This is a genomic window from Bacteroides faecichinchillae JCM 17102 (genome assembly GCF_000614145.1).
Taxonomy (GTDB): Bacteria; Bacteroidota; Bacteroidia; order Bacteroidales; family Bacteroidaceae; genus Bacteroides; species Bacteroides faecichinchillae.
This window is the reverse complement of sequence record NZ_BAKK01000018.1, coordinates 17953-40225: the sequence shown is the minus strand read 5'-3', so window position 1 is coordinate 40225 and position 22273 is coordinate 17953. Positions and strand designations below refer to the sequence as shown.

Here is a 22273-nt window from a genome sequence, read left to right as displayed (position 1 = left end):
AAAAAGTATGAAAAAAATAGTATATATCGCTTTACTTGCAGTGGGCATTTCTTTGGGATCTTGCAATTACCTAGATGTCATTCCAGATAATATAACCACTATTGAAATGGCATTTAACAATCGGGTCAATGCAAGGAAATATCTGGCTACTTGCTATAATTTTCTGCCAGCTACCTATGATATGGGGAATAATGCTTCCATTTCATGTGCTGACGATTATTGTCCTTACTTGATGAAATACGACCGATGGGACTTTACGAATTCTTGGAGTTGGGCGAGAGGATTGCAAAATTCCAGTAATCCGCTCTTTAACTATTGGAGTGGCGCAAATAAATTCAGAGGCGTGCATGAATGTAACGTATTCTTAGCCAATGTGGACAGGGTGCCGGATTTATCTTATACGGAAAAAAACAGATGGAAAGCGGAGGTCTATACGTTAAAAGCTTTCTATTTGTATTGGCTATTTTTACATTATGGTCCCATTCCTCTATTAGATGAGAACATTGACATCAATTCCGAATTGGAAGAAATGATTCAATATCGTGAGAAAGTAGATGATGTGGTCAATTATATTGTAGAATTATTGGATAAGGCAATCGATATGGATCAAGGACTTCCTATGTACATATCATCTGTAACTACCGAAATGGGACGTATTACTCTTCCGGCTGCTCATTGTATCAAAGCTAAGGTACTGACTACTGCTGCAAGTCCTTTGTTTAATGGCAATACAGATTATGCTGACTTCTTAGATCCGAGAGACCACCAGCCTTTTTTTAATCAGACATATAGTCAGGACAAGTGGAGAATTGCTGCAGAAGCATGTAAGAAGGCAATCGACGTATCGTTGGAAGGTAATCACGATTTATTCAAATTTGATGAACGTGTGGCATTTCAATTGACTCCTGAAACGGAACTGGAAATGACTTTGCGTGAGATTGTCACTTCCCGTTATAACTGTGAGCAAGTATTTGCTCCAGGGGCAACGGATACATGGATACAAGGAGCAGCACAACCACGTTTGACTACTTATGATATGGGAAATCGAGAATGGCATCATTTGTGTCAATATAGCCCAACATTGAATATCATAGAAGAGTATTATACGGAAAATGGGGTACCTATAGAAGAAGACAAATCCTTTGCCGGAGTCAATTTGTATGAATTGACAACAACTCCTTCTGATCGTCCCGCTTTCTTTGTTCCCAATTACACTACGGCTAAACTGCATTTGAATCGTGAGCCCCGCTTTTATGCTAATATTGGTTTTGATGGCGGTAAGTGGTTTAATATGGAAGTTTTAAGTCCGGAAGAGGCGTATGGAGTGAATGCAAAAAAAGGAGGTATTGCCGGCCATGAGACGTACAGGGCGTCTGCTACGGGATATTTTGTAAAGAAAATATGTAGTTACAAAAACATGAATACGACAGCAGCTGAAGTACTTTACGCCTTTCCAAATACAATTATTCGTTTGGCGGATATTTATTTGTTATACAGCGAAGCATTGAATGAGAGTCTGAATAAACCGAATGATGAGGTTTATAAATATATTCAATTAGTGCGTCATCGGGCCGGATTGGATAAAGATGGTACTTTACTGGATACATGGGCCAAATATTCAGTCAATCCTAATAAACCTCTCACGAAAGAGGGAATGCGCGAGATCATTCATCGTGAACGATTGATTGAAATGCAGTTTGAAGGAAAACGTTTGCATGACCTGCGCCGCTGGAAGAAATGTGAGCAATATTTTAATACTCAAATGAGAGGATTAAGTATCATAGAAGAGACTCCGGAGTTATTCTATGTGCCGCGTGTGATTTATACTCGTAGTTTTTTTGTACGTGACTATTTATGGCCTTTGAAACAAGAAGACTTGAATAAGAATATAAAATTAGTTCAGAATCCATTATGGTAATATTAAATAGTGAAAGGATATGAAAACAAAGCTAATATGGTTGAATGTCATTATATTATGTACATTATTGTTATCTTGCAAAGAAGATGAAGTACGGGCTCCTTATGGATGTGATGATCAGACCCCGCCACAAGATATATCGGAAGTCGTGATAAAAAGCATTTCAGGTGGAGCTGTTATAAAATATCAGGTCCCAGACGATTCGGATTTGTCCTATGTAAAAGCCTTGTTCCAAACTAAAAAAGGAGAGACGCGTGAGGTCCGCTCCTCTAAATATGTGGATTCGTTAAAAATTGAAGGCATAGGAGATACGGACGAGCATGAAGTGACGGTTTATGCTGTAGATCGTTCAGAGAATGTATCCAAAGGAATAAAAATAGCTTTTGTTCCAAATACGCCTCCTGTGGTAAATATACGGGAATCATTGAGAGCGATAGTAGACTGGGGCGGTTTCAGTCTGGATTTTAAGAATGAGGGTAAAGATGCTATTTCTGTTATGGTTTATTACGAGAATACCGAGACAGAAGGACAGCGTTTATATGATGTTTATTATACGGAGCAGAAAGAGGGTCCTCTTGCTATCAGGGGGTTGTCACCTCTGCCTTCTAAATTTGTGGTTAAAGTGAAAGACCGTTGGGAAAATGAATCAGAACCTTATGAATTTGAACTGACTCCATTAGAAGAAGAATTACTTGACGCCACCCAATTTAAGGAAATGTTTATTCCCGGTGATGTCCGTTGGACCTTCTTCGGTGGCCAGTGGAGTTGCTTCTTTAATGATAATTATGGTTCCATGGATTTTGCTCATACGGATTACCCTCAAGCATTTCCTCACCCTACTACTATTGATATGGGAGCTACCGTAATGTTAAGCCGTATGAAAATATGGCAACGTCTGGTTCAGGATGATTTTTATAAACATGGTTGTCCCCGTCATTTTGAAATATATGGTTGCCCTGAAGGATTGGATCCTTTTAGAGAAGAAAACTATGAATTATTGATGGACGGTCATCTAGAAAAACCATCCGGAGGAGAGTTTACAGATCCTAATACGGCAGAGGATATTTTGGTAGCGCAACAGGGGCATGAGTTCTTATTTGATAACGAGCTGATGAAACCGATACGTTATGTACGTTTTGTTTCCTTATCATCGTGGTCGGGAATGGAATGTTCGCGTATTGCTGAGATGAAATTCTGGGGACAATATATAAAGTAATTTTAATAACTGGATAAAATGAAAAAAATGAGATATATTATCGTTTTACTGTGTGTATCTATCACATTATTCTCTTGCACTGATTTGGTCGGAACATTTGAGAAATTTCAGGGAAACGGGGAGATTACTTATGTTGGTAAGATTGATTCTTTAAAGGTGCATGAAGGATTGCATAAAATACAGTTTGAAGGATTTCTTTATTATGCGGAAACAGCTACTGAAGTAATCATAAAATGGAATGACCAGCAATATACACAAAGTCTGGAAGGATATGGAAAGACGGATGTATTGACAATATTATTGGAAGATTTGGAAGAAGACTTATACGTGTTTGAAGTGTATACAGTGGACAAGAATAACAATCGTTCCATTATTACGACTTTGCAGGCCAATGTGTATGGCGATAAATTTATTTCTGCTCAAAATCCAGTGGCGTATACTTATGCTTCAAATGGAGAGGGAGGTTTTACATTAATGTGGAATGAGATTCCTGCACTCATGCAAGTATTGTTGGAGTATACGAATCGGGATGGCGAGAAACAGACAGTCGTAGTACCTGCTTTTACCATGAAAACAGAGATCTTTGATATTCAGCCTGATACGCAACTGAAAATTACGACTTGTGTTAAACCTAATAAAGACGCTTTGGAGTATATTTCACTCCCAGCAAAATATGAAAGTTTAAACAACTAAAGGGCTACTAAATATGAGATCTGAAGGTTTATTTAAAAGAACATTCGTTACGGTTATCTGTTGTTTGGCTTTGGTGTCAGCGGAAGCGAAAGTCACGCTTCCCTCCTTTTTCACCGACAATATGGTACTTCAACAGCAGACGACCGTAAAGTTATACGGAATTGCTTCCCCACTGAAGCAAGTAAGCGTATGTACAGGATGGGACGGCAAAAAATATGAGACTCGTTCTGATAAAAAAGGAGAATGGAGTTTGAATGTGCAAACACCGAAAGCGGGAGGTCCTTATGAGCTTACTTTTTCGGACGGTAAGAAGTTGGTGCTGAAAAACATCTTGATAGGTGAAGTCTGGTTCTGTTCCGGACAGTCTAATATGGAAATGCCATTAGGCGGTTGGGGAAAGATTATGAATTATCAGCAAGAAATAGCCAATGCTGATTTCCCTTCTATCCGACTACTTCAAGTAAGACATGCCGTAGATTTTGTTCCACAAACGGATGCTGGTATCGATTTTGGATGGGAGGAATGTACACCGTCTTCTATTCCCGGATTTTCGGCAACCGCCTACTTCTTCGCACGTAAACTGTGGGAGGAGCTGAAGATCCCTATTGGATTGGTACATAGCTCTTGGGGAGGAACTCCGGCAGAACCATGGGTTAGCTATGAGGGGCTGAAGAAAGTTAACAATTACCGAATCTATGCCGAGAAGATGTCGGCAATGTCTGACGGAAAAAAGAATACAAATGAGATTTTCCAACAAGAATATCGTAAGTGGATGGATAACCTTTCACCGCTGGATAAGGGAATGAAAGACGGAAAAGCAGTGTGGGCAACTACAGACTATAACGACAATCAGTGGAAAAGTATGAATGTGCCGGATATTGGGAGACACAAGGATTGGAAGGATTTGACGGATTGGTATGGTTCAGAAAGGAGATCCGGGTTCCGTCCGCTTATCAGGGAAAAACACTGGAACTTTCTTTGTCAAGGATAGATGATGATAATGTTGTTTATTTCAATGGAACGGAGATCGGATCGACCACTGGAGTAGATAAAGAACGACGATATGCTGTACCGGGCGAATTGGTGAAAAGTGGGAGTAATCTTATCGCTATACGGGTTTTAGACACTGGAGGTGAAGGCGGTTTCGCAGGTGTACCTGAAAGTCTGGATATCCGTTATGGAAAGAAACGGATAGCGGCATTAGCCGGAGAATGGAAATATAATGTCGGGGCAAGCGGACAGGAGTTACAGCCGTTTTATGCTTCCAAACCGCAAATTACACCTCTGACTCCAGGTGCTCTTTACAATGCCATGGTACATCCTTTCATCAATTTCCCCATAAAAGGATTTATCTGGTATCAGGGAGAAGGTAACGAGGGACGCGCTTATGAATATACAGATCTATTTCAGGCATTAATCAATGATTGGCGGCAGAAATGGAATAATCAGACATTACCATTTTACTTCGTGCAACTTGCCGCTTTCAGAGAAGCATCTCTCATTGACATGAATGCTAAATGGCCTTATGTGCGGGAAGCGCAAAGTGCGGCACTAGCATTGTCTCATACAGGTATGGCAATAACCACCGATATTGGAGATGAGAAAGACATTCATCCTAAGAACAAGCAGGAGGTCGGACGACGTTTGGCGTTGTTGGCATTAAGAGATACTTATAACAAACAGATCACAGATGCGTCTGCGCCCGTATATGACACTTATCGGATAGAAGGAAACACCATTCGTATTCGATTCAAAGATTTAGGAAATGGATTCCGGAAGGAAGCCTCATTAAAAGGATTTGCGATTGCCGGTACCGATCATCAATTTTATCCGGCAGAGGCACATTTTGATGGTGATGAGATTATTGTCCACTCAGCGCAGGTCAGTCTTCCTGCTGCAGTACGTTACGGGTGGGCAGATTCACCGATTTGTAATTTGTTTAGTACATCCGGTTTGCCGATCTCTTCTTTCCGGACCGATAGATGGTGAGAAGGTAATCCTAATCGTTTGTTGTGAGATCATTGATAGGAATACAAATTATTAATATAAGAATAAATGAAGTATTGGAAAATTGGTTGCAGTTGGTTATTGGGATTAATGATAACTAGTTGCACGAACTCAACATTGGAATTGCAGGGGAATCGTTTTTTAACTATAAATACAGTCATTCGCGTTAACCAGATAGAGGTGACAAGAGACAAGAATGTAGGGTGGATGAGCGTGAATGGCATACCCCGGAAAGAGTCGTTCAGTTTCGTAATGCCGTTGAAAAAGGTTTTCCCGGAGCAAAGATTACCTGGGCCTTCAGTTGGTTGGCATTGCATGATACGACGGCCAATTATCGGGAAATTCGTCAATTGGTAGTTGATTATCATCATAAGTACGGTGATGAGATTACATTTATCCCCGGAGCGTATTTTGCAAATGCTTATAATTCGACTGAACAGGTGAATCGTGATTTGCATGAAGGCTTAAAACGGGTAACGGAGATCGTAGGAGACTCCTATAGGCCCAAAAGTATTTTAGCAGGTTTCTTATCTGCCAAGAACCAGCAATATTTAGCAGAGAAAGAAAACATACATGTTTGTCAAGGGAATATTTGGAGCCAATATGCTATAGATAATCAAGATGGAGACGGTGCTGTGTCCTATCCGTATTATCCTTCCATCGAACATTTTTGTAAGCCTGCCCAGGGAGAAAAGGATCAAGTGGATTGTGTAAACCTAGATGGTTGGACCATGGACTTTTTAGCTGCACGCAGGCAGGGGTTTGCGGAAGGGGTTAATAGTAGAATGGGAGTAGGACCGATAGAAACATTAGATGCTCATGGAGCGGATATGGGGTTACAGGAAATGATGCATACAACTGCTATTCATTTTGACGATGGCTTTCAACGGAATGATTTTGCATGGGTTACTAATTGTTGGGAGTTATGTCTGGACATTGATACGCAGGGACTGACGGATTGGTTGACATCCATTCGTCAAAGATGGCCGAAGGTTAAATGTGTTACTCAAGGAGAGTTTGGACTTTTATGGAGAGACACCTATAAAAAGAATGACTTTAATTATCGTTTTTTTGAAAGAGGATCAGGGATAGGCGGATCGGATGCCGACAAAGAGATAATGTGGTATATGAACAAACGTTTCAGACTGGCTATCTTGAAAGATCTAAATTCCGGTAAGAAATTTGTGATTGACTTTACCCGCTACGATGTAAAAGTAGAGGAGCCCGTATCTGGGTCTACACGCAATTGGACACTATATGGAGAGATAAATCAAAAACGGACTCGTCAGCAAGATGAACCTGTTTGTGTCGATCAACTAACAGATATACAAAAAGAGGTGATCTGCTCCTATTATCCGGAGGTATTTGATTGAATATAAATATGAAATGGTTTGAATAGCGTATATTTATCTTACACGAATGCATACAATAAACCGTCAGAGAGTGTCTGAAAATGCGCTATCTTTTAAATCTTATAAAAATCCGAACTTTCCCAAGTTCGGGCTTTTTTATTCATTCTAAAATCGTTATCTTAGAACATGTATGTCATCGAATCCAAATTTTACAGTTACCCAATTTTAATTGCCCTATATTCCTCTCTCTTTTTGTTAGTAACCGGACCTTGCTTGACACCCGGGTCTTGTACAAACTTCCATTACTATAAAAAAGAATTTCATTACTGGAAAACAAATGCAGCTTAGTAGTCCGCCCCCAATAGCATATACTACTTAAACACCTGCTTCATCGGTCGCCCAATCCATACTTGCGGTTGTTTCAATCCAAAAATAGACGCAATAGTGGAAGCAACATCATACTGCATCATGCTTTCCGAGAATTCACCACCCGATTTTATATTCTTACCAAAAATAATAAAGGGAGTTTCCATCTCTTGCATAGTAATTCCACCATGCCCCTTATTGATTCCACCATGATCGGAGGTTATAATAAAGATTGTTTGTTTTAGCATTCCAGCCTCTTCCACAGCGCTGACAATCCGGCCGATATATGTATCTAATTCTTTTAGTTTAGCATAATAGGCAGGTGTATCGTGTCCCGCTCCATGTCCTACATGATCGGGATTATCAAAACAAACGGCAAGTAATGTAGGTTTCTTTTCTTTGATATAACTTCTGCCATACGGCACAAGACCTCCGGTTTTTCTGTATAGTCAGGTGATAAAGCATGATGGTTCAAAGCCAGTGTATCTACTAAATATTTAATCCCATCCCACTCATATAGGCAACCTATTTCCGCTTCCGGACGAGCATCCCTCAATAACTGAAAAATCGTAGGAAAAATTCCATGTTCGTTCACTACACGCGAAGGAAGTTCCGGGGTCCGGGACCCCCATTGCGTATACCCATGTAACTCCGGGCCCGCTCCCATAAACATTGAAGCCCAATTGATCGCACTCGAAGAAGGAAGTGCGGTACGTTTCTTTAGCGTATAACATCCATCCGCCATCATCTGCTTTACAACAGGCATATCAGCTTTTGGTACACTATAAGCCCCCCAACCATCCAGTCCAATAAAAATAACATGTTTTGCTTTCTCCTTAGCTTGACTGGAAGAAGTAACAGAGGACATTAATATAAATAATAAGATCAGCAGAAAAGAATTTATTTTCATAAGTGTACTATTAATTACTTAAAACATTTCATTGGAAAAAAACTTAAAACTTAATATCTACAAAAACCGGATAATGGTCTGAGATTGTTGCAGTATCTATTTCTTTACCATCAACCGACAGCGAACGTAATATATGAGTTTGAAGAACTTTTACCTTAGATGCTTTCTTATTCTTTGCCAAAAGAATATAATCGATTAACGCCCCATCATCAGTTCTCCCGGGAATTGAATTGCCCACAACATCACTTATAACACTAAAACTTTCCAACCATACAGGAAATGCAATTCCACCATTAGTCCAACGATGTGAATCATTCAGATCACCGGCCAACAAGACTATTTTGTTTTCATCCTTTATGTTATCACACACTATTTGAGCACCTTCGGTGCGCATCTTGTCATTCAAATCAGCATGTGTTCCAATAAAAATCAAGTTTTTCAATTCTACTTTGACAGCAGCCCTCGTCTCATCACCCGGCAAATGAATAATCTCTTTTTTACGTATCGGCAGATTTTTCTTAATCAACACCCCACAACCAATACTTCCCCCATCAAATAACGCAGCATTACCATATACCGGAACATATTCAACCCCGGTCGCATCAGCGATTTCTTTTAAAAGATATCTAGAACCCCTATGTACGGATGCACTGTCTAATTCCTGCAGTGCAACTATATCTGCATCCATCATTCTGATAACCTGAGCCAATTTTTCTGTATTTTCTTTATTAATTGCACCGGGATCTGTTGCCCCTTTGCAATAATGGGTATTGTAAGTTAATATACGTATTGCATTCTTAGCTTTCGGGAAGGTTTGTGCAAACAGTTGTGAAACAGGAAACAAACATACAATGATAACAAACACAATTCTTATTTGAAAACACATAAATCTATTTTTCATAATTATTATCTGATTAACTTAATTTGATACTCTTAATTCTATAACTTTCAATAGACCTACATCTCCAAAATACTCGTTTTCAGATCAATTGGTAAAACACGGTGATATGGTACAATTCACCTATTCTAATACTGTCAAACCGGTAACAAAAGAAATTTGAGTAAAAGTAACCATAAAGTCTACAAAGTCCCAATATTTTTCAAAGATATTTTCGTATTGAACGAATTTCGTTCTCATAATCTTCCTTCTTTGATTATGAAGTATCTCATATATCTATACAGAAAACTAAGAAAAAAAGATGACGAGATGCAACGACTTGGATACTAGAATAATATATAAAAACATGACGATGAAGGAATCCCCATTTCAATTTGTCGAACTCTATATTATATAGGTTCTTTGATTACGGAAACTCACCTGTCTTATTTTCGTGTACGATAACAGTGAAAAACAGTGAAAGAAATCAAAAGAGAAACAAATGCGAACAATTTATTTGGATGTATAGTCATAAAGACATACATTTGTTATGTGATTTTTTTCATAGTATTAGATTTAAGGTTAACAAAGGTTGGAGCAAGGCGTTGCTCCTTTTTTATACCAGTCTATCAACCTTTCTCTATTGGCTTTCTTAGTTTATTTGCTATTTGCAACAATTGCCCTTTATAGTCTACCATAGAAATGGCCGGAATCGCACTGGGAGGTAAATTCTTTTTTATTTCCTCATTTCTTTTTATCAAATCTTCGCAAGCTTTATCACACCATTTAGCGGCTTTCTCACGCAATGACTGATCCTCACATTCTTTATCGAGCCATTTAACCCATTGCAACAAATGTCCTTCATCCCCAAGAATCGTATTTGAAGCAAGCAGTTTATCTCCACGTATTACAAATGAATCCCATTGATTCATCATAGCATCTTTCTTAAGGCGCAAACTCTCACCTATCATGTCAGCTTCCGCTACATTCATTTGTTTCATACGTGCAACATAGGCATTCAACCCCTGCTCATCAAAGATACAATGCTTCGATTCATCCACCTTCAGGAAAGTATATGAACCATCAATCCAGTCTTCAAGCAACCTACGATCAATAGCAGCAGCCTGACGAGGAAATCTGTCAGCAATCTCTTTTTTATGACTTACGATATACAGAAATGCAGAAGAGTTAATATCATGTACATAATTATAGAATATCCAAAAGTAAGCCTCATCTTCCAATAATTTCTGTTCTTTTCCTTGTAAGAAATCAGTAGCTACCTTCCCCGCTTCTTTTTCACAGTTAGCAGCAGCAAGAACATTGATATATCCGCCGACAAAATCTAAATCACGTTCACCCGATTGATAACGCTTTCTTAATCCCGATAATCCACCGGACTCAACACCCAGTTTCACCTTTTTCAGTAATTCGGGAGCTTCGTCAGCACCTAAGAGCCGATATACTACTTCACCTGTTGAATTCAAGAAAAGTAAAGTAGGATAACCTCGCACCTCATATTTCTTTTTGATTTCTATCCCTTCACCTTTCTCCATGTCCATTTTCAGATTCACGAAATGGCTATTGAAATAATCGGCTACCAAAGAATCCTTAAAAACAACATTGGACAACTTCCGGCAAGGGGCACACCACGTAGTGAAGCAATCGACAAAAAGTAGTTTGTTTTCTGCCTTAGCCACTTTTAAGGCTTCTGAAAAAGAAAGTTCACGAAAAGCAACACCATCCGTTTTTGCAAAAGTCATTTGCATTCCCTGAGCAGGTGTCATCTGTGCACCTTGTGCAGGTACTACCCGCTGTCCTTGTATCGTTTGAACGGATAGTATATACATAACTATGGTACATACAAAAAAAAGTCGTTTCATTTTGAATATATTAGGTTAATAATTAAAGTTACAATAACTGATACATCCCTCCAGCCAATACACGAATCACTCCTTTCATCTCCAACTCAAAAAGAAGGGCACTCATCTTATGGACAGGAATGTCCGTCCCTACCACTAAAGCATTGATCTGCAAATCACCCTGTTTTTCCAAAAGGTCAACTATCTTTTGTTCTTCAACGGATAAATCAAGGAAAAGACTACGTTGAACACTTTCTACTTTTACTGAATAAGAATCACTATTCCAGCCCATTGCTTTAACCAAGTCCTCGGCAGAAAGAAGCAGAGAAGCCTTATTATCACGAAGTAACTGATTACATCCCTTAGAGTACTCATCGCTGGTACGACCCGGAAAAGCAAAACAATCCCGGTTATATCCCTCGGCAAGTTCGGCTGTGATTAAGGAACCTCCTTTCTCTGCAGACTCAATAACAATAGTAGCATCACACATTCCGGCAACAATACGGTTACGACTCACAAAATTATGACGATCCGGATTTGTCCCGGAGACGAATTCAGTCAGAAGTCCTCCGTTATCAAGCATGTCAATAGCTGTTTTTCGATGTACATAAGGATAAATACGATCCAATCCATGAGCAAGAACTCCGACTGTAGACAATTCATTTGCGAGAGCTTCCCAATGCGCATGAATGTCAATTCCATAAGCCAGTCCGCTAACCACTAATACATCTGGACAAAAAGCTTTCAATTCTCGTAAAAAGGTAGTACAAATTTGAGTACCATATTCTGTAGCATTGCGCGTACCGACCATATTTATAATATGTAGCGAATTTAAATCAGCGTTACCTTTAAAGAAAAGAACGATAGGAGCATCCTCACATTCACGAAGACGGAAAGGATAGTTTTCATCAATAAACGTCAGACAACGGATACGATTCTTTTGAATAAATTCCAGCTCTTGTTCAGCACGTGCAATAGCTTGCGGGCAGTCCAAGGCTTTTATGATACGTTCATTAACATCCGGTAATCGATCGGGAAGGTCTTTACGGAAACGAAATACATCAGTGGCACTTTTCATGCCATCTATCAAACGCTTTGCCCCTATATGCCCGATACCGGGCACCATAGTCAAAGCAATACTATAAATCTGTTCTTCTTCGTTATCGGTCATTTAGGTATGGTGCAAAGACATTGTTGAATAATTCGCTGTCACTCAAACGTCCGTTTACCACACATACCGTTTCAACAGTGGATTTCACTACTACTTTATTATCACTTTTCCGGAAATATCCTGATAGAATACGTACTTGATACCTTCCTTTTTCATAAATAGCTTCGAGATAAATTTATCCCCACTTTTCAATGGAGTCTTGAAAGCCATATTGATACGTGCCACTACCGGATCGACTCCCTGTTCATGGAGAGCAGCGAAACTAACACCTACCGAAGTCAAAAACTCATGACGGGTATGTTCCAGATAGTGTTGATAATTGGCATTATTAACAATGCCCTGAAGGTCACATTCATAGTCGCGAACCTTCATTTCCAACTCATATATATACTGATTCATGACTTTATCCTCTCTTCTGTTCGATATCGAGCCCTTTAAATTTCTTCAGTTCTTCGGTCGATACCAACTTATACAGTTTGTCATTAGGACGTATACGGTCAGACTTCATAGAGAAATGTTCACCCTTTTTTACGGTTTGCACCGGTTCCAGATCAACACGTGCTTCATCCAAAGTCATAAACAGAGCACCGGTAGTTGGACCTGTAACCAACAGTTTATCACCGACACTGACTTCGGCAGCCTCCACCAAAAATTCAGAGACACCGATATTAGAGAAATATTTGATTCCTTTACCTACATAGATTTTACGCTCTGTAGCAGCCGAACCGTAGTTTCGTGTCCACTCTCCTAAACGCTGTCCCAGATAGTAACCGTCCCAAAAACCACGATTAAATACTGTCTTCAACCGTTCGTCCCAAGCAGCAATTTTCTCATCGGTAAAAGTTCCTTCCACGTATGACTTAATCGCTTCCTTATAGCATTCTACAACTGTACGCACATATTCAGGACCACGAGCACGCCCTTCTATCTTGAACACTCGTACGCCTGCATCCATCATCTTGTTCATGAAGTGAATCGTCTTCAAGTCTTTCGGCGACATGATATATTCATTATCAATATCCAGCTCTACATCGGTTTCTTTATCACGAACCGTATAGGAACGACGGCATACCTGCATACAAGCACCGCGATTGGCCGAATGGTTCATCTCATGCAATGACAGGTAACACTTACCCGAAACAGCCATACAAAGTGCACCATGACAGAACATCTCAATACGAAGTTGCTCGCCGCTCGGACCACAGATATTCTCTTCACGAATCTGGCGGTATATTTCGGCCACCTGTTCCAGATTCAATTCACGAGCCAAAACTACTACATCTGCAAATTGAGCATAAAACTTCAATGCTTCCGCATTAGAGATATTCAACTGTGTGGAAAGATGTACCTCTTGTCCTATCTGATAAGCATAATTCATCACTGCCACATCAGCAGCAATAACTGCAGAAATTCCTGCTTCCTTTGCTGCATCCACAATAGTACGCATTAAAGGGATATCGTTATCGTAAATAATCGTATTTACAGTCAGATAGCTCTTCACTCCATGCGCGTCACAAGTCTGTGCAATCTCGCGCAAATCATCAATGGTAAATGTATTGGCCGAACGAGCACGCATATTCAGGTTTGCTATACCAAAATATATGGAATCGGCGCCTGCCTGAAGAGCGGCCGCCAAAGATTCACGTGAGCCAACAGGGGCCATAATTTCAAAATCTGTAATATCCATCAGTACTGTCAGATAATCATTAAAATGTGATAAGAAAGTGCAAAGGTACAAAGTTTATCTGTATCTACGACTTAATTTATCTTACTGGGCCTTCAACTCATGCTGAAGTTCTGTCGCCATTTCCATACCAATCTTCTGTCCCAACTGCATTCCTTCTATAGTCATCTTAGGAGTAGCTTCTGCCAATTTCTTACCAATTGGAGTTTCATAAAATGCAATCAAATCTTTTAGATCATCTATAGTCAGATATTTCTGATAAATAGGAACATAAAGCTCTACCATTCTATCAGCGAACTTTGTTTTCCATTTAGCAGCAAAATCATCCCAAAAAGCGTCCGCTGTACCCGGTGCAGATTGTTTCATCATACTTACCATTTGCGGCACCATCGTTTTCGAAACTTCCAAAGCGCCGGAAAGATTCATCATCTTCTCCAACGTTGCTCTATATTCTTTATTATTATCACTTTGTGCATAAACCGAAGTTACAGTAGCGAAAAGCATTATCATACTTACAGCTGTTAAAAACAGACCTTTTCTCATAATTCTAAATTTGTTAAATGAATGAATAGATACAAAAGTAGGTATTTTTTCCATATTTTTGCAGTGAAATAATCATTAGTTCAATTTATTCATGAAAATAGGCCACATAGACCTGGGAAAACATCCCATACTGCTCGCCCCAATGGAGGACGTTACAGATCCTGCTTTTCGCCTAATGTGCAAAAAGTTTGGTGCTGACATGGTATACACTGAGTTTGTATCCAGCGACGCCCTCATTCGTTCAGTCAGCAAAACCGCACAGAAATTAAGTATCAGTGACGAAGAACGGCCTGTTGCTATCCAGATATACGGTAAAGATACGGACACAATGGTTGAAGCTGCTAAAATCGTAGAGCAGGCACAACCGGATATTCTGGATATAAACTTCGGATGTCCGGTGAAAAGAGTAGCAGGAAAGGGAGCAGGTGCAGGTATGTTGCAGAATATCCCCAAAATGTTGGAGATTACTCGTGCCGTAGTAGATGCAGTCAAGATACCTGTCACTGTAAAAACTCGATTAGGTTGGGATGCAAGCAACAAGATTATTGTTGATCTGGCAGAGCAGTTACAGGATTGTGGTATTGCGGCATTGACCATTCATGGTCGTACCCGGGCACAAATGTATACGGGAGAAGCAGACTGGACTTTAATTGGTGAAGTCAAGAATAACCCAAGAATGCATATTCCTATCATTGGTAATGGAGACGTGACCACTCCTCAACGTTGTAAAGAATGCTTTGACCGTTATGGAGTAGATGCAGTCATGATCGGACGTGCCAGCTTCGGACGCCCCTGGATCTTCAAAGAAATGAAACACTACCTGAAGACAGGAGAAGAGCTACCTCCACTCAGCTTTGAATGGTGCATGGAAGTACTTAGTCAGGAAGTTATTGACAGTGTAAACTTACTGGATGAACGTAGAGGTATCCTGCATGTACGCCGCCATCTGGCTGCCAGCCCTATATTCAAAGGTATTCCGAATTTCCGCAATACGCGCATTGCTATGCTACGGGCAGAAACAAAAGAGGACCTTTTCCATATCTTTGAAGAGGTACACACTATCATGTCATCAGCTAATGAAAATATTTAATTAAAACTTCAGCAATATGAAAGTTATTAGATCTATTGCAACTATTATCCTATTGAGTAGTATAATGAATGCTTGTAATCATACAAACAAAAACACTACTTTGCAAACAAAGGATACATTGGCTGAAAACTCTAGCAACTTCATAACAAAAGAACAACAAATTTCTTCTGATGAAGCACTCACAAATAACCAGCCAATGCCGGTTTTCCAAGTAGAAGAAAACAACAAGATTCAAGTTGCAATGTTGGTAGATTCTTTCTATCCATGTACGAATATCGACTCATTGCAACTAGTACAAACATACAAAGTTCCTTATTTTGAAGAAGCAGACTATAAGATAGAAGTCTATAAATATAAAGATGTTGATGAAATTCCACGCATTGTTGTAAAAAGAGGAGAAGAAGAGATAATAGATATGTTGAATGGATGCAACTTCGTTAATTGGGAAGAAATAAGAGGAGTTGCCAGTAAAGAATATGTTCAATATATTCCCTTATCCGAAAATATAGTTTTGGCACTTTTCACCACCCTTCGTGATGGAACATGTGAACCGTCTCCGGGAAATGTTACCATTGTTGCCCTCACAAGCGAAGATGCCAAACTTGTCTTCTGTCAGGCTTTAGAGTTTGATAAATTCGACCTTAGTTCCGGACATTTTCGTTTGACTCTAAATAGTGGTTGTTCTAATAGTCCCTATTACATATTATGGCAGGAAGGAAAAAAACTTGTGTTTCGGAGAAAATAATTATAGAACTGACTAACCTATTTAAACATAGGCACTGCAAACCACTTTTTAAACATCCAAGTTACCACTACGTACAACAGAAAAGCTGAGAAGAAACCAACAATAGCATCAATTACATAATGCGCCTGAATATATACGGTAGCTCCACATAATAATAGATAAAACGGCAACAGACAGCCAAACAGTATCTTGCTACCACGCCACGCCATAATCATCAGTATAGTGGAAATACCGACATGAGAACTGGGAAATGCTGCTGTAGGACGTTCACCTACTTGTTGGGAACCCTCTACAAGATTATAAAAAAATCCATGCTGATAACCTGGTCCTGGCAACAATTCCTGATGAAGATTAAAATAATCACCAATAGCAGGAAAAGTCCCTTTTGCCACGTGTTCAATCCCAATAGCAGGAAAATAGAATTGCGGTCCTGCCACCGGAATGAAAATATAAATTAAGTAATAGATAAAGAAAGAAGTGACCAATACAAAAGACATCTTCTCGAATAAATCGAATTTATAGATGAAATAGAATAAAGTCACAATCAGTATCATTGGATAATAGAAGAAATATCCCATATTAAATGCTTCACTCACCAATAAATGAGGAAAAGTATGACAAAACCAGATAGCAGGCTGACCATTGAAGATAAATTGTTCAGTTAGAGCAAAGATATGATCCAGATTCGGGAAAAAGCGGTTAAACTCAAAAGTATCCGGATACCAGTAGGACAACAAACTCATTTGTATAACAATACGTACAAAAGCCGAGAACTTACAAGGAGCCAGCCGATAAAGGTACATCAACAAAAAAGTCATTGCAGCAATCATTGCCCTATCCAGCAACATATGCCCTGGATGGTCCATTCGCTGAAACAGGAACAGAATTAATATGGAGGTCAACAGATTATAAATCAATGTTATCTTCTCCACTGCAAACAACCCTTTTCGGGTTTCTACACGCTTAAATAAGTCTAAAGCCATCCTTCGTTTTTATACCAGGCAATCGTTTCACGGACTCCTCTTTCCAAATCATACTCGGGAGTATACCCTAATTCTTTTATTGTAGGGGTAATGTCGCATTGCCAATTGCGTTGTTTCATAATCTTATACTTATCCAAATTCAATGTACTGCACTTTCCTGAGCGCATGGCAATGAATTGAGCGAGCAAAGATATAACTTTTAGCACAATTAATGGACATTTCACACGAATAACAAACGGATTGCCTAACTCTTTTTGAATTAAGTCCGAAAATACACGACTCTGATATACTTTACCGTCCGACAGAAAATAAGTTTTCTGTACTACTTTCTTCTCTATTCCCAAAAAAATTGCCTGAACAATATCTTTTACATAAACGAAAGTCAAATCCTGCCGACGGGAACCAACTGAAAAGTCCATATGACGTTGGATTGTTTTCGCCATCAGGAAATAATCCATTTCTCGTGGACCATACACTCCTGTAGGACGATAAATAACATAAGGGAATCCGGGAATACTTTGAATATAAAGTTCAGCCTTTAGTTTACTTAACCCATAAGCAGTGTTAGGCATTGGAGTATCATCTGCTTTAATAGGAGAATAATCTCCATCGCGCACTGGTCCAAAAACACTCAGCGTACTAATATAAATAAACTGTTTGGGAACCATATTAAGCACTTTCAAGGTATCGATGAAATATTTCGTCTGTAGATAATTCACGTAATCGAAAGACTTTGGATCAATACACTTAGTGACACCGGCACAATGGATGATGTAATCAAACTTATTGTATGTCCCTTTGTAACCAGAAAGTTGGGCACGAAGTTCATTGGGATGAGTAAAATCGAGTTCCAGAAAATGAATTTTCCTGTTTTTCAGATATTTCTTGCTACTAGTAGATCGTATTCCTGCCCAAACATTGAACTTACGTTTCAAAGCCTCTTCAACAATGAAACTACCAATAAACCCACTTGCCCCTGTGATCAAAATACTCTCCATTACTACTTTTTAGGTTCTACATGAATATTGATTAATGTTCCCTCACCGAATATATCTTTCAATCTATGCTCAATTGCGGTAGCAGTAGCATGCGCTTCCTCCAATGTAATATTCCCGTCCATTCGTACGTGCACTTCAATGGCATAGTAACTACCAATACGCCGGGTACGCAAATGATGCGGCTCACTAACTCCCGGAAAAGACAACAATGCTTGTTCAATTTCTTTTTCCACCTCATCTGGTAATGATTTTTCCAATAGTTCATCTACACAAGGAATCAATAACTGAATCGCCACTTTTATAATAAAGAAACTAACAATCACTGCAGCAACCGGATCAAGTACCCGCCAGTTTTCTCCCAACAAAATAGCTCCTCCGATACCAATCGCTGTTCCGATAGAAGAAAGCGCATCACTCCGATGATGCCAAGCATTAGCTATAACAGCTTGTGAATCCAATTTCTTCCCTTCAATCACTGTATATTGATACAATATCTCTTTTGCAACTATAGAAACAAGTGCCGCTATCAGAGCCACCATCCCCGGTTCTTCCAACTGTTGCCCCTTGATAAAAGCATAAATAGAGGAAGCTCCATTCCACAATATTCCAAAACCGACAATCAACAACAATAATCCGATTATTGCTGTAGCCAATGTTTCATACTTTCCATGTCCATAATCATGGGTTTTATCTTGCGGTTTATTTGAGATCCGTACAAACACTATAACGACCAAATCTGTGACAAAATCTGATAATGAATGCACTGCATCGGCCAACATAGCCGCACTATGCCCCATAAATCCTGCCACAAACTTGAAAACAAGCAGCAGAAAATTAACGCTACTACCGATTATCGTGACTTTATAAATTCCTCGTTCACGAGCAGTCTTTTTATCTTCCATTTTGTTACATTATCAATAAGATATTGGCAAATGTACATGAAAATCTTGAATTATTGATATTTAATCATTTACTTTGTAGTAAGAATAGTAATTTAGAACGATTCAATTATGGCGAAAAAGAAAGAAAAAAAAAGAAAAAAAGGCCGGTAAAAGAATGGGAAAACAACAATTGGCCGCACTATTAATAGACTTTTTCCATGCCAAACCCAACGAAACGCTCAGTATGAAATATATCTTCGCGGAGTTACATCTCACCACTCATCCGCAAAAGATGTTGTGCGTCGATATTCTACACGACTTGTTAGACGACGATTATATCAGCGAAACAGAGAAAGGCAAGTTCCGCATGAATAGCCACGGAACAGAAATGATAGGTACGTTCCAACGTAAGAGTAATGGAAAGAATTCATTCATCCCCGAAGATGGAGGTGAACCGGTCTTCGTTGCAGAACGAAATTCTGCACATGCAATGAATAATGATAAAGTAAAAATCGTATTCTATGCCAAACGAAAGAAAAGAGAAGCAGAGGGAGAGGTTATTGAAATATTAGAACGTGCCAATGATACTTTTGTAGGAACACTAGAAGTAGCTAACTCATATGCTTTTTTGGTAACAGAAAATCGTACGCTTGCCAATGATATTTTCATTCCGAAAGATAAATTAAAAGGGGGAAAGACTGGTGACAAAGCAATTGTAAAAGTGACTGAATGGCCGGATAAAGCCAAAAATCCCATCGGTCAAGTAATCGACATATTGGGCAAAGCCGGAGATAACACAACGGAAATGCACGCAATCCTTGCCGAATTCGGATTGCCGTATGTTTATCCGAAAGCGGTAGAAACAGCAGCGGATAAAATTCCTGCTGAGATCACTCCCGACGAAATAGCCCGGCGTGAGGATTTCCGTAAAATAACCACTTTTACTATTGATCCGAAAGACGCAAAAGATTTTGATGATGCTCTTTCCATTCGCCTGCTAAAAGATGGATTATGGGAAGTTGGTGTACATATTGCAGATGTGACTCATTATGTTAAAGAAGGTGGTATCATTGATAGAGAAGCAGAGAAACGAGCAACTTCCGTATATCTGGTAGACCGTACTATCCCAATGCTTCCTGAACGTTTATGTAATTTTATCTGCTCACTTCGACCCAATGAAGAGAAACTCGCATTTTCCGTTATTTTCGACATTACAGAAAAAGGGGAAGTGAGCGACTCTCGCATCGTACATACAGTTATCAAATCCGACCGCCGTTTTACTTATGAAGAGGCACAGCAGATTATCGAAACAAAGGAAGGAGATTTCAAAGAAGAAGTACTTATGCTGGATACGATAGCAAAAGCACTTCGGGAGAAACGCTTTGCCGCAGGAGCTATCAATTTCGACCGCTATGAAGTAAAGTTTGAAATTGACGAAAAGGGAAAGCCAATCAGTGTTTATTTCAAAGAATCTAAAGACGCCAATAAATTGGTGGAAGAATTTATGCTACTTGCTAACAAGACAGTAGCCGAGAAAGTAGGAAGAGTACCTAAAAACAAAAAGGCCAAAGTGCTTCCTTATCGTATTCATGATCTTCCGGACCCTGAAAAGCTGGATAATCTAGCGCAGTTCATAGCGCGTTTTGGATACAAAGTACGTACGAGCGGAACGAAAACGGATATTTCGAAATCTATCAATCATTTACTAGATGACATTCATGGTAAGAAAGAAGAGAATCTGATTGAAACTGTTTCTATCCGAGCCATGCAAAAAGCTCGTTATTCTACACACAATATCGGACACTACGGATTAGCTTTTGATTACTACACACATTTTACCTCTCCGATTCGTCGGTTCCCAGATATGATGGTACACCGTCTGGTTACAAAATATATGGATGGAGGTCGTAGCGTATCGGAAACGAAGTATGAAGATCTATGCGATCATAGTTCGAATATGGAACAAGTGGCTGCCAATGCCGAACGTGCTTCTATCAAGTATAAACAGGTAGAGTTTATGAGTGAACGCCTTGGACAAGTATATGATGGCGTAATTTCCGGAGTTACAGAATGGGGGCTTTATGTAGAACTGAACGAAAACAAATGCGAAGGAATGGTTCCTATTCGTGATCTGGATGACGATTATTACGAATTCGACGAGAAAAATTACTGTCTGCGTGGACGTCGCAAAAATCGGACATACAGTTTGGGTGATGCGATTACTATTCGCGTAGCAAGAGCAAATTTAGAGAAGAAACAATTGGACTTTCAATTAATCGAAAAATAAATTCATCACAAAAAGTCACAGAGGTTTTATTATCTTAAATTTGTTTCTCTGTGACTTTTGTGTATTCATTCTTTATAAATAAACAGCAATGAAAACAGTTGTTATTGAGGATATACAACGAATTGAATCCATTATTTTGCATTGTGATGCTTGCTTTGTAGGTATTACGGATTTAAATGGAAACCCTTATGTGATACCCATGAACTTTGGTTATGAAAACGGTATAATCTACTTGCACTCAGGTCCTGAAGGAAGTAAAGTAGAGATGTTGGAACACAATAATAATGTCTGTATCACGTTCAGTCTCGGACATAAACTTGTCTACCAACATGAAAAAGTGGCTTGCAGCTATAGTATGCGTTCTGAGAGTGTTATGTGTAGGGGAAAGGTGGAGTTTATCGAAAATATAGACGAGAAACGCCATGCACTGAACATTATCATGCGACATTATACAGATAATGAGTTTGTATACTCCGATCCTGCTGTACGAAATGTTAAGGTATGGCAAGTTTCTATTAAACAAATGACAGGAAAAATTTTTGGTTTGCGCCCTAATGAGGAACTCTAACCCACAAAAGTATTCTGTGTTCTATTAAAATAAAAACCGCTATAGTCACTCTTTAAAGAGTTTCTATAGCGATTTCTGATATAACTAACCATACAAAACACTAGAGATAGAATATATTGAAAAAA

18 protein-coding genes and 2 pseudogenes are annotated in these 22273 nt (G+C 39.2%); 10 read left to right on the top strand and 10 right to left on the bottom strand.

Annotated elements, in window-relative coordinates; translation table 11 throughout:
* Positions 1 to 7: 7 nt before the first annotated feature.
* The 6 genes from JCM17102_RS10860 to JCM17102_RS27195 all read left to right on the top strand — a co-directional run bounded on the left by JCM17102_RS10860 (position 8) and on the right by JCM17102_RS27195 (position 7207).
* Positions 8 to 1918, top strand: coding sequence for a RagB/SusD family nutrient uptake outer membrane protein (locus tag JCM17102_RS10860; RefSeq protein ID WP_025075135.1), 1911 nt, complete (start codon positions 8 to 10; stop codon positions 1916 to 1918).
* A 19-nt stretch (positions 1919 to 1937) separates the two neighbouring features.
* Positions 1938 to 3134, top strand: coding sequence for a DUF5000 domain-containing lipoprotein (locus tag JCM17102_RS10855; RefSeq protein ID WP_025075134.1), 1197 nt, complete (start codon positions 1938 to 1940; stop codon positions 3132 to 3134).
* A gap of 18 nt (positions 3135 to 3152) precedes the next feature.
* Entirely contained in the window at positions 3153 to 3827 is a 675-nt protein-coding gene (locus JCM17102_RS10850; protein ID WP_025075133.1) for a DUF4998 domain-containing protein, read from the top strand.
* A gap of 13 nt (positions 3828 to 3840) precedes the next feature.
* On the top strand, positions 3841 to 4818 hold the full coding sequence (locus JCM17102_RS31575; protein ID WP_275564372.1) for a sialate O-acetylesterase: 978 nt from the start codon (positions 3841 to 3843) through the stop codon (positions 4816 to 4818).
* Positions 4819 to 5138: 320 nt separating this feature from the next.
* Positions 5139 to 5816: a sialate O-acetylesterase gene (locus tag JCM17102_RS31570; RefSeq protein ID WP_275564377.1), complete on the top strand. Its 678-nt coding sequence runs from the start codon at positions 5139 to 5141 to the stop codon at positions 5814 to 5816.
* A gap of 221 nt (positions 5817 to 6037) precedes the next feature.
* Positions 6038 to 7207, top strand: coding sequence for a DUF3863 domain-containing protein (locus JCM17102_RS27195; protein WP_051572882.1), 1170 nt, complete (start codon positions 6038 to 6040; stop codon positions 7205 to 7207).
* 350 nt (positions 7208 to 7557) lie between these two features.
* On the opposite strand, the pseudogene JCM17102_RS27190 reads toward JCM17102_RS27195, so the two are convergent.
* From JCM17102_RS27190 to JCM17102_RS23300, 7 genes and pseudogenes are all read right to left on the bottom strand, one after another.
* Positions 7558 to 8420, bottom strand: a pseudogene (locus tag JCM17102_RS27190) (alkaline phosphatase family protein).
* 85 nt (positions 8421 to 8505) lie between these two features.
* Positions 8506 to 9363, bottom strand: a complete 858-nt coding sequence (locus tag JCM17102_RS10830; protein ID WP_245798534.1) for an endonuclease/exonuclease/phosphatase family protein — start codon at positions 9361 to 9363, stop codon at positions 8506 to 8508.
* A 605-nt stretch (positions 9364 to 9968) separates the two neighbouring features.
* On the bottom strand, positions 9969 to 11219 hold the full coding sequence (locus tag JCM17102_RS10825; RefSeq protein WP_025075131.1) for a thioredoxin family protein: 1251 nt from the start codon (positions 11217 to 11219) through the stop codon (positions 9969 to 9971).
* Positions 11220 to 11247: 28 nt separating this feature from the next.
* The gene (gene dprA / locus JCM17102_RS10820) at positions 11248 to 12369 is read right to left on the bottom strand and encodes a DNA-processing protein DprA (RefSeq protein WP_025075130.1); all 1122 of its coding nucleotides are present in this window, start codon (positions 12367 to 12369) and stop codon (positions 11248 to 11250) included.
* Positions 12359 to 12768, bottom strand: a pseudogene (locus JCM17102_RS27185) (acyl-CoA thioesterase). The gene dprA and the pseudogene JCM17102_RS27185 overlap by 11 nt, the downstream one beginning before the upstream one ends.
* Positions 12769 to 12772: 4 nt before the next feature.
* Positions 12773 to 14056 (bottom strand): peptidase U32 family protein, encoded by a 1284-nt coding sequence (locus JCM17102_RS10810; RefSeq protein WP_025075129.1) that lies wholly within the window; start codon positions 14054 to 14056, stop codon positions 12773 to 12775.
* A gap of 81 nt (positions 14057 to 14137) precedes the next feature.
* Entirely contained in the window at positions 14138 to 14596 is a 459-nt protein-coding gene (locus JCM17102_RS23300) for a DUF2059 domain-containing protein (protein ID WP_033886754.1), read from the bottom strand.
* A 91-nt stretch (positions 14597 to 14687) separates the two neighbouring features.
* Between JCM17102_RS23300 and dusB the strand changes: the two genes are divergently transcribed.
* The gene (gene dusB / locus JCM17102_RS10800) at positions 14688 to 15686 is read left to right on the top strand and encodes a tRNA dihydrouridine synthase DusB (RefSeq protein ID WP_025075128.1); all 999 of its coding nucleotides are present in this window, start codon (positions 14688 to 14690) and stop codon (positions 15684 to 15686) included.
* Between the two features lie 16 nt (positions 15687 to 15702).
* Positions 15703 to 16431 carry a hypothetical protein gene (locus JCM17102_RS10795; protein ID WP_033886748.1) on the top strand — a complete coding sequence of 243 codons (729 nt, stop codon included), beginning with the start codon at positions 15703 to 15705 and terminating at the stop codon, positions 16429 to 16431.
* A gap of 17 nt (positions 16432 to 16448) precedes the next feature.
* Here JCM17102_RS10795 and JCM17102_RS10790 read toward each other — a convergent pair whose 3' ends face one another.
* The 3 genes from JCM17102_RS10790 to JCM17102_RS10780 are packed head-to-tail and all read right to left on the bottom strand — an operon-like array spanning position 16449 to position 19314.
* Positions 16449 to 17414, bottom strand: coding sequence for a phosphatase PAP2 family protein (locus tag JCM17102_RS10790; RefSeq protein ID WP_025075126.1), 966 nt, complete (start codon positions 17412 to 17414; stop codon positions 16449 to 16451).
* On the bottom strand, positions 17405 to 18412 hold the full coding sequence (locus JCM17102_RS10785; protein WP_025075125.1) for an NAD-dependent epimerase/dehydratase family protein: 1008 nt from the start codon (positions 18410 to 18412) through the stop codon (positions 17405 to 17407). Before JCM17102_RS10785 ends, JCM17102_RS10790 begins: the two co-directional genes overlap by 10 nt.
* A gap of 2 nt (positions 18413 to 18414) precedes the next feature.
* Positions 18415 to 19314, bottom strand: a complete 900-nt coding sequence (locus JCM17102_RS10780; RefSeq protein ID WP_025075124.1) for a cation diffusion facilitator family transporter — start codon at positions 19312 to 19314, stop codon at positions 18415 to 18417.
* Between the two features lie 154 nt (positions 19315 to 19468).
* Here JCM17102_RS10780 and rnr point away from each other — a divergent pair, with 154 nt between their 5' ends.
* A complete protein-coding gene (gene rnr, locus JCM17102_RS10775) occupies positions 19469 to 21580 on the top strand; it encodes a ribonuclease R (RefSeq protein ID WP_025075123.1) in 2112 nt (703 codons plus the stop codon).
* 88 nt (positions 21581 to 21668) lie between these two features.
* Positions 21669 to 22148 carry a pyridoxamine 5'-phosphate oxidase family protein gene (locus tag JCM17102_RS10770; RefSeq protein WP_025075122.1) on the top strand — a complete coding sequence of 160 codons (480 nt, stop codon included), beginning with the start codon at positions 21669 to 21671 and terminating at the stop codon, positions 22146 to 22148.
* Positions 22149 to 22273: the final 125 nt, after the last annotated feature.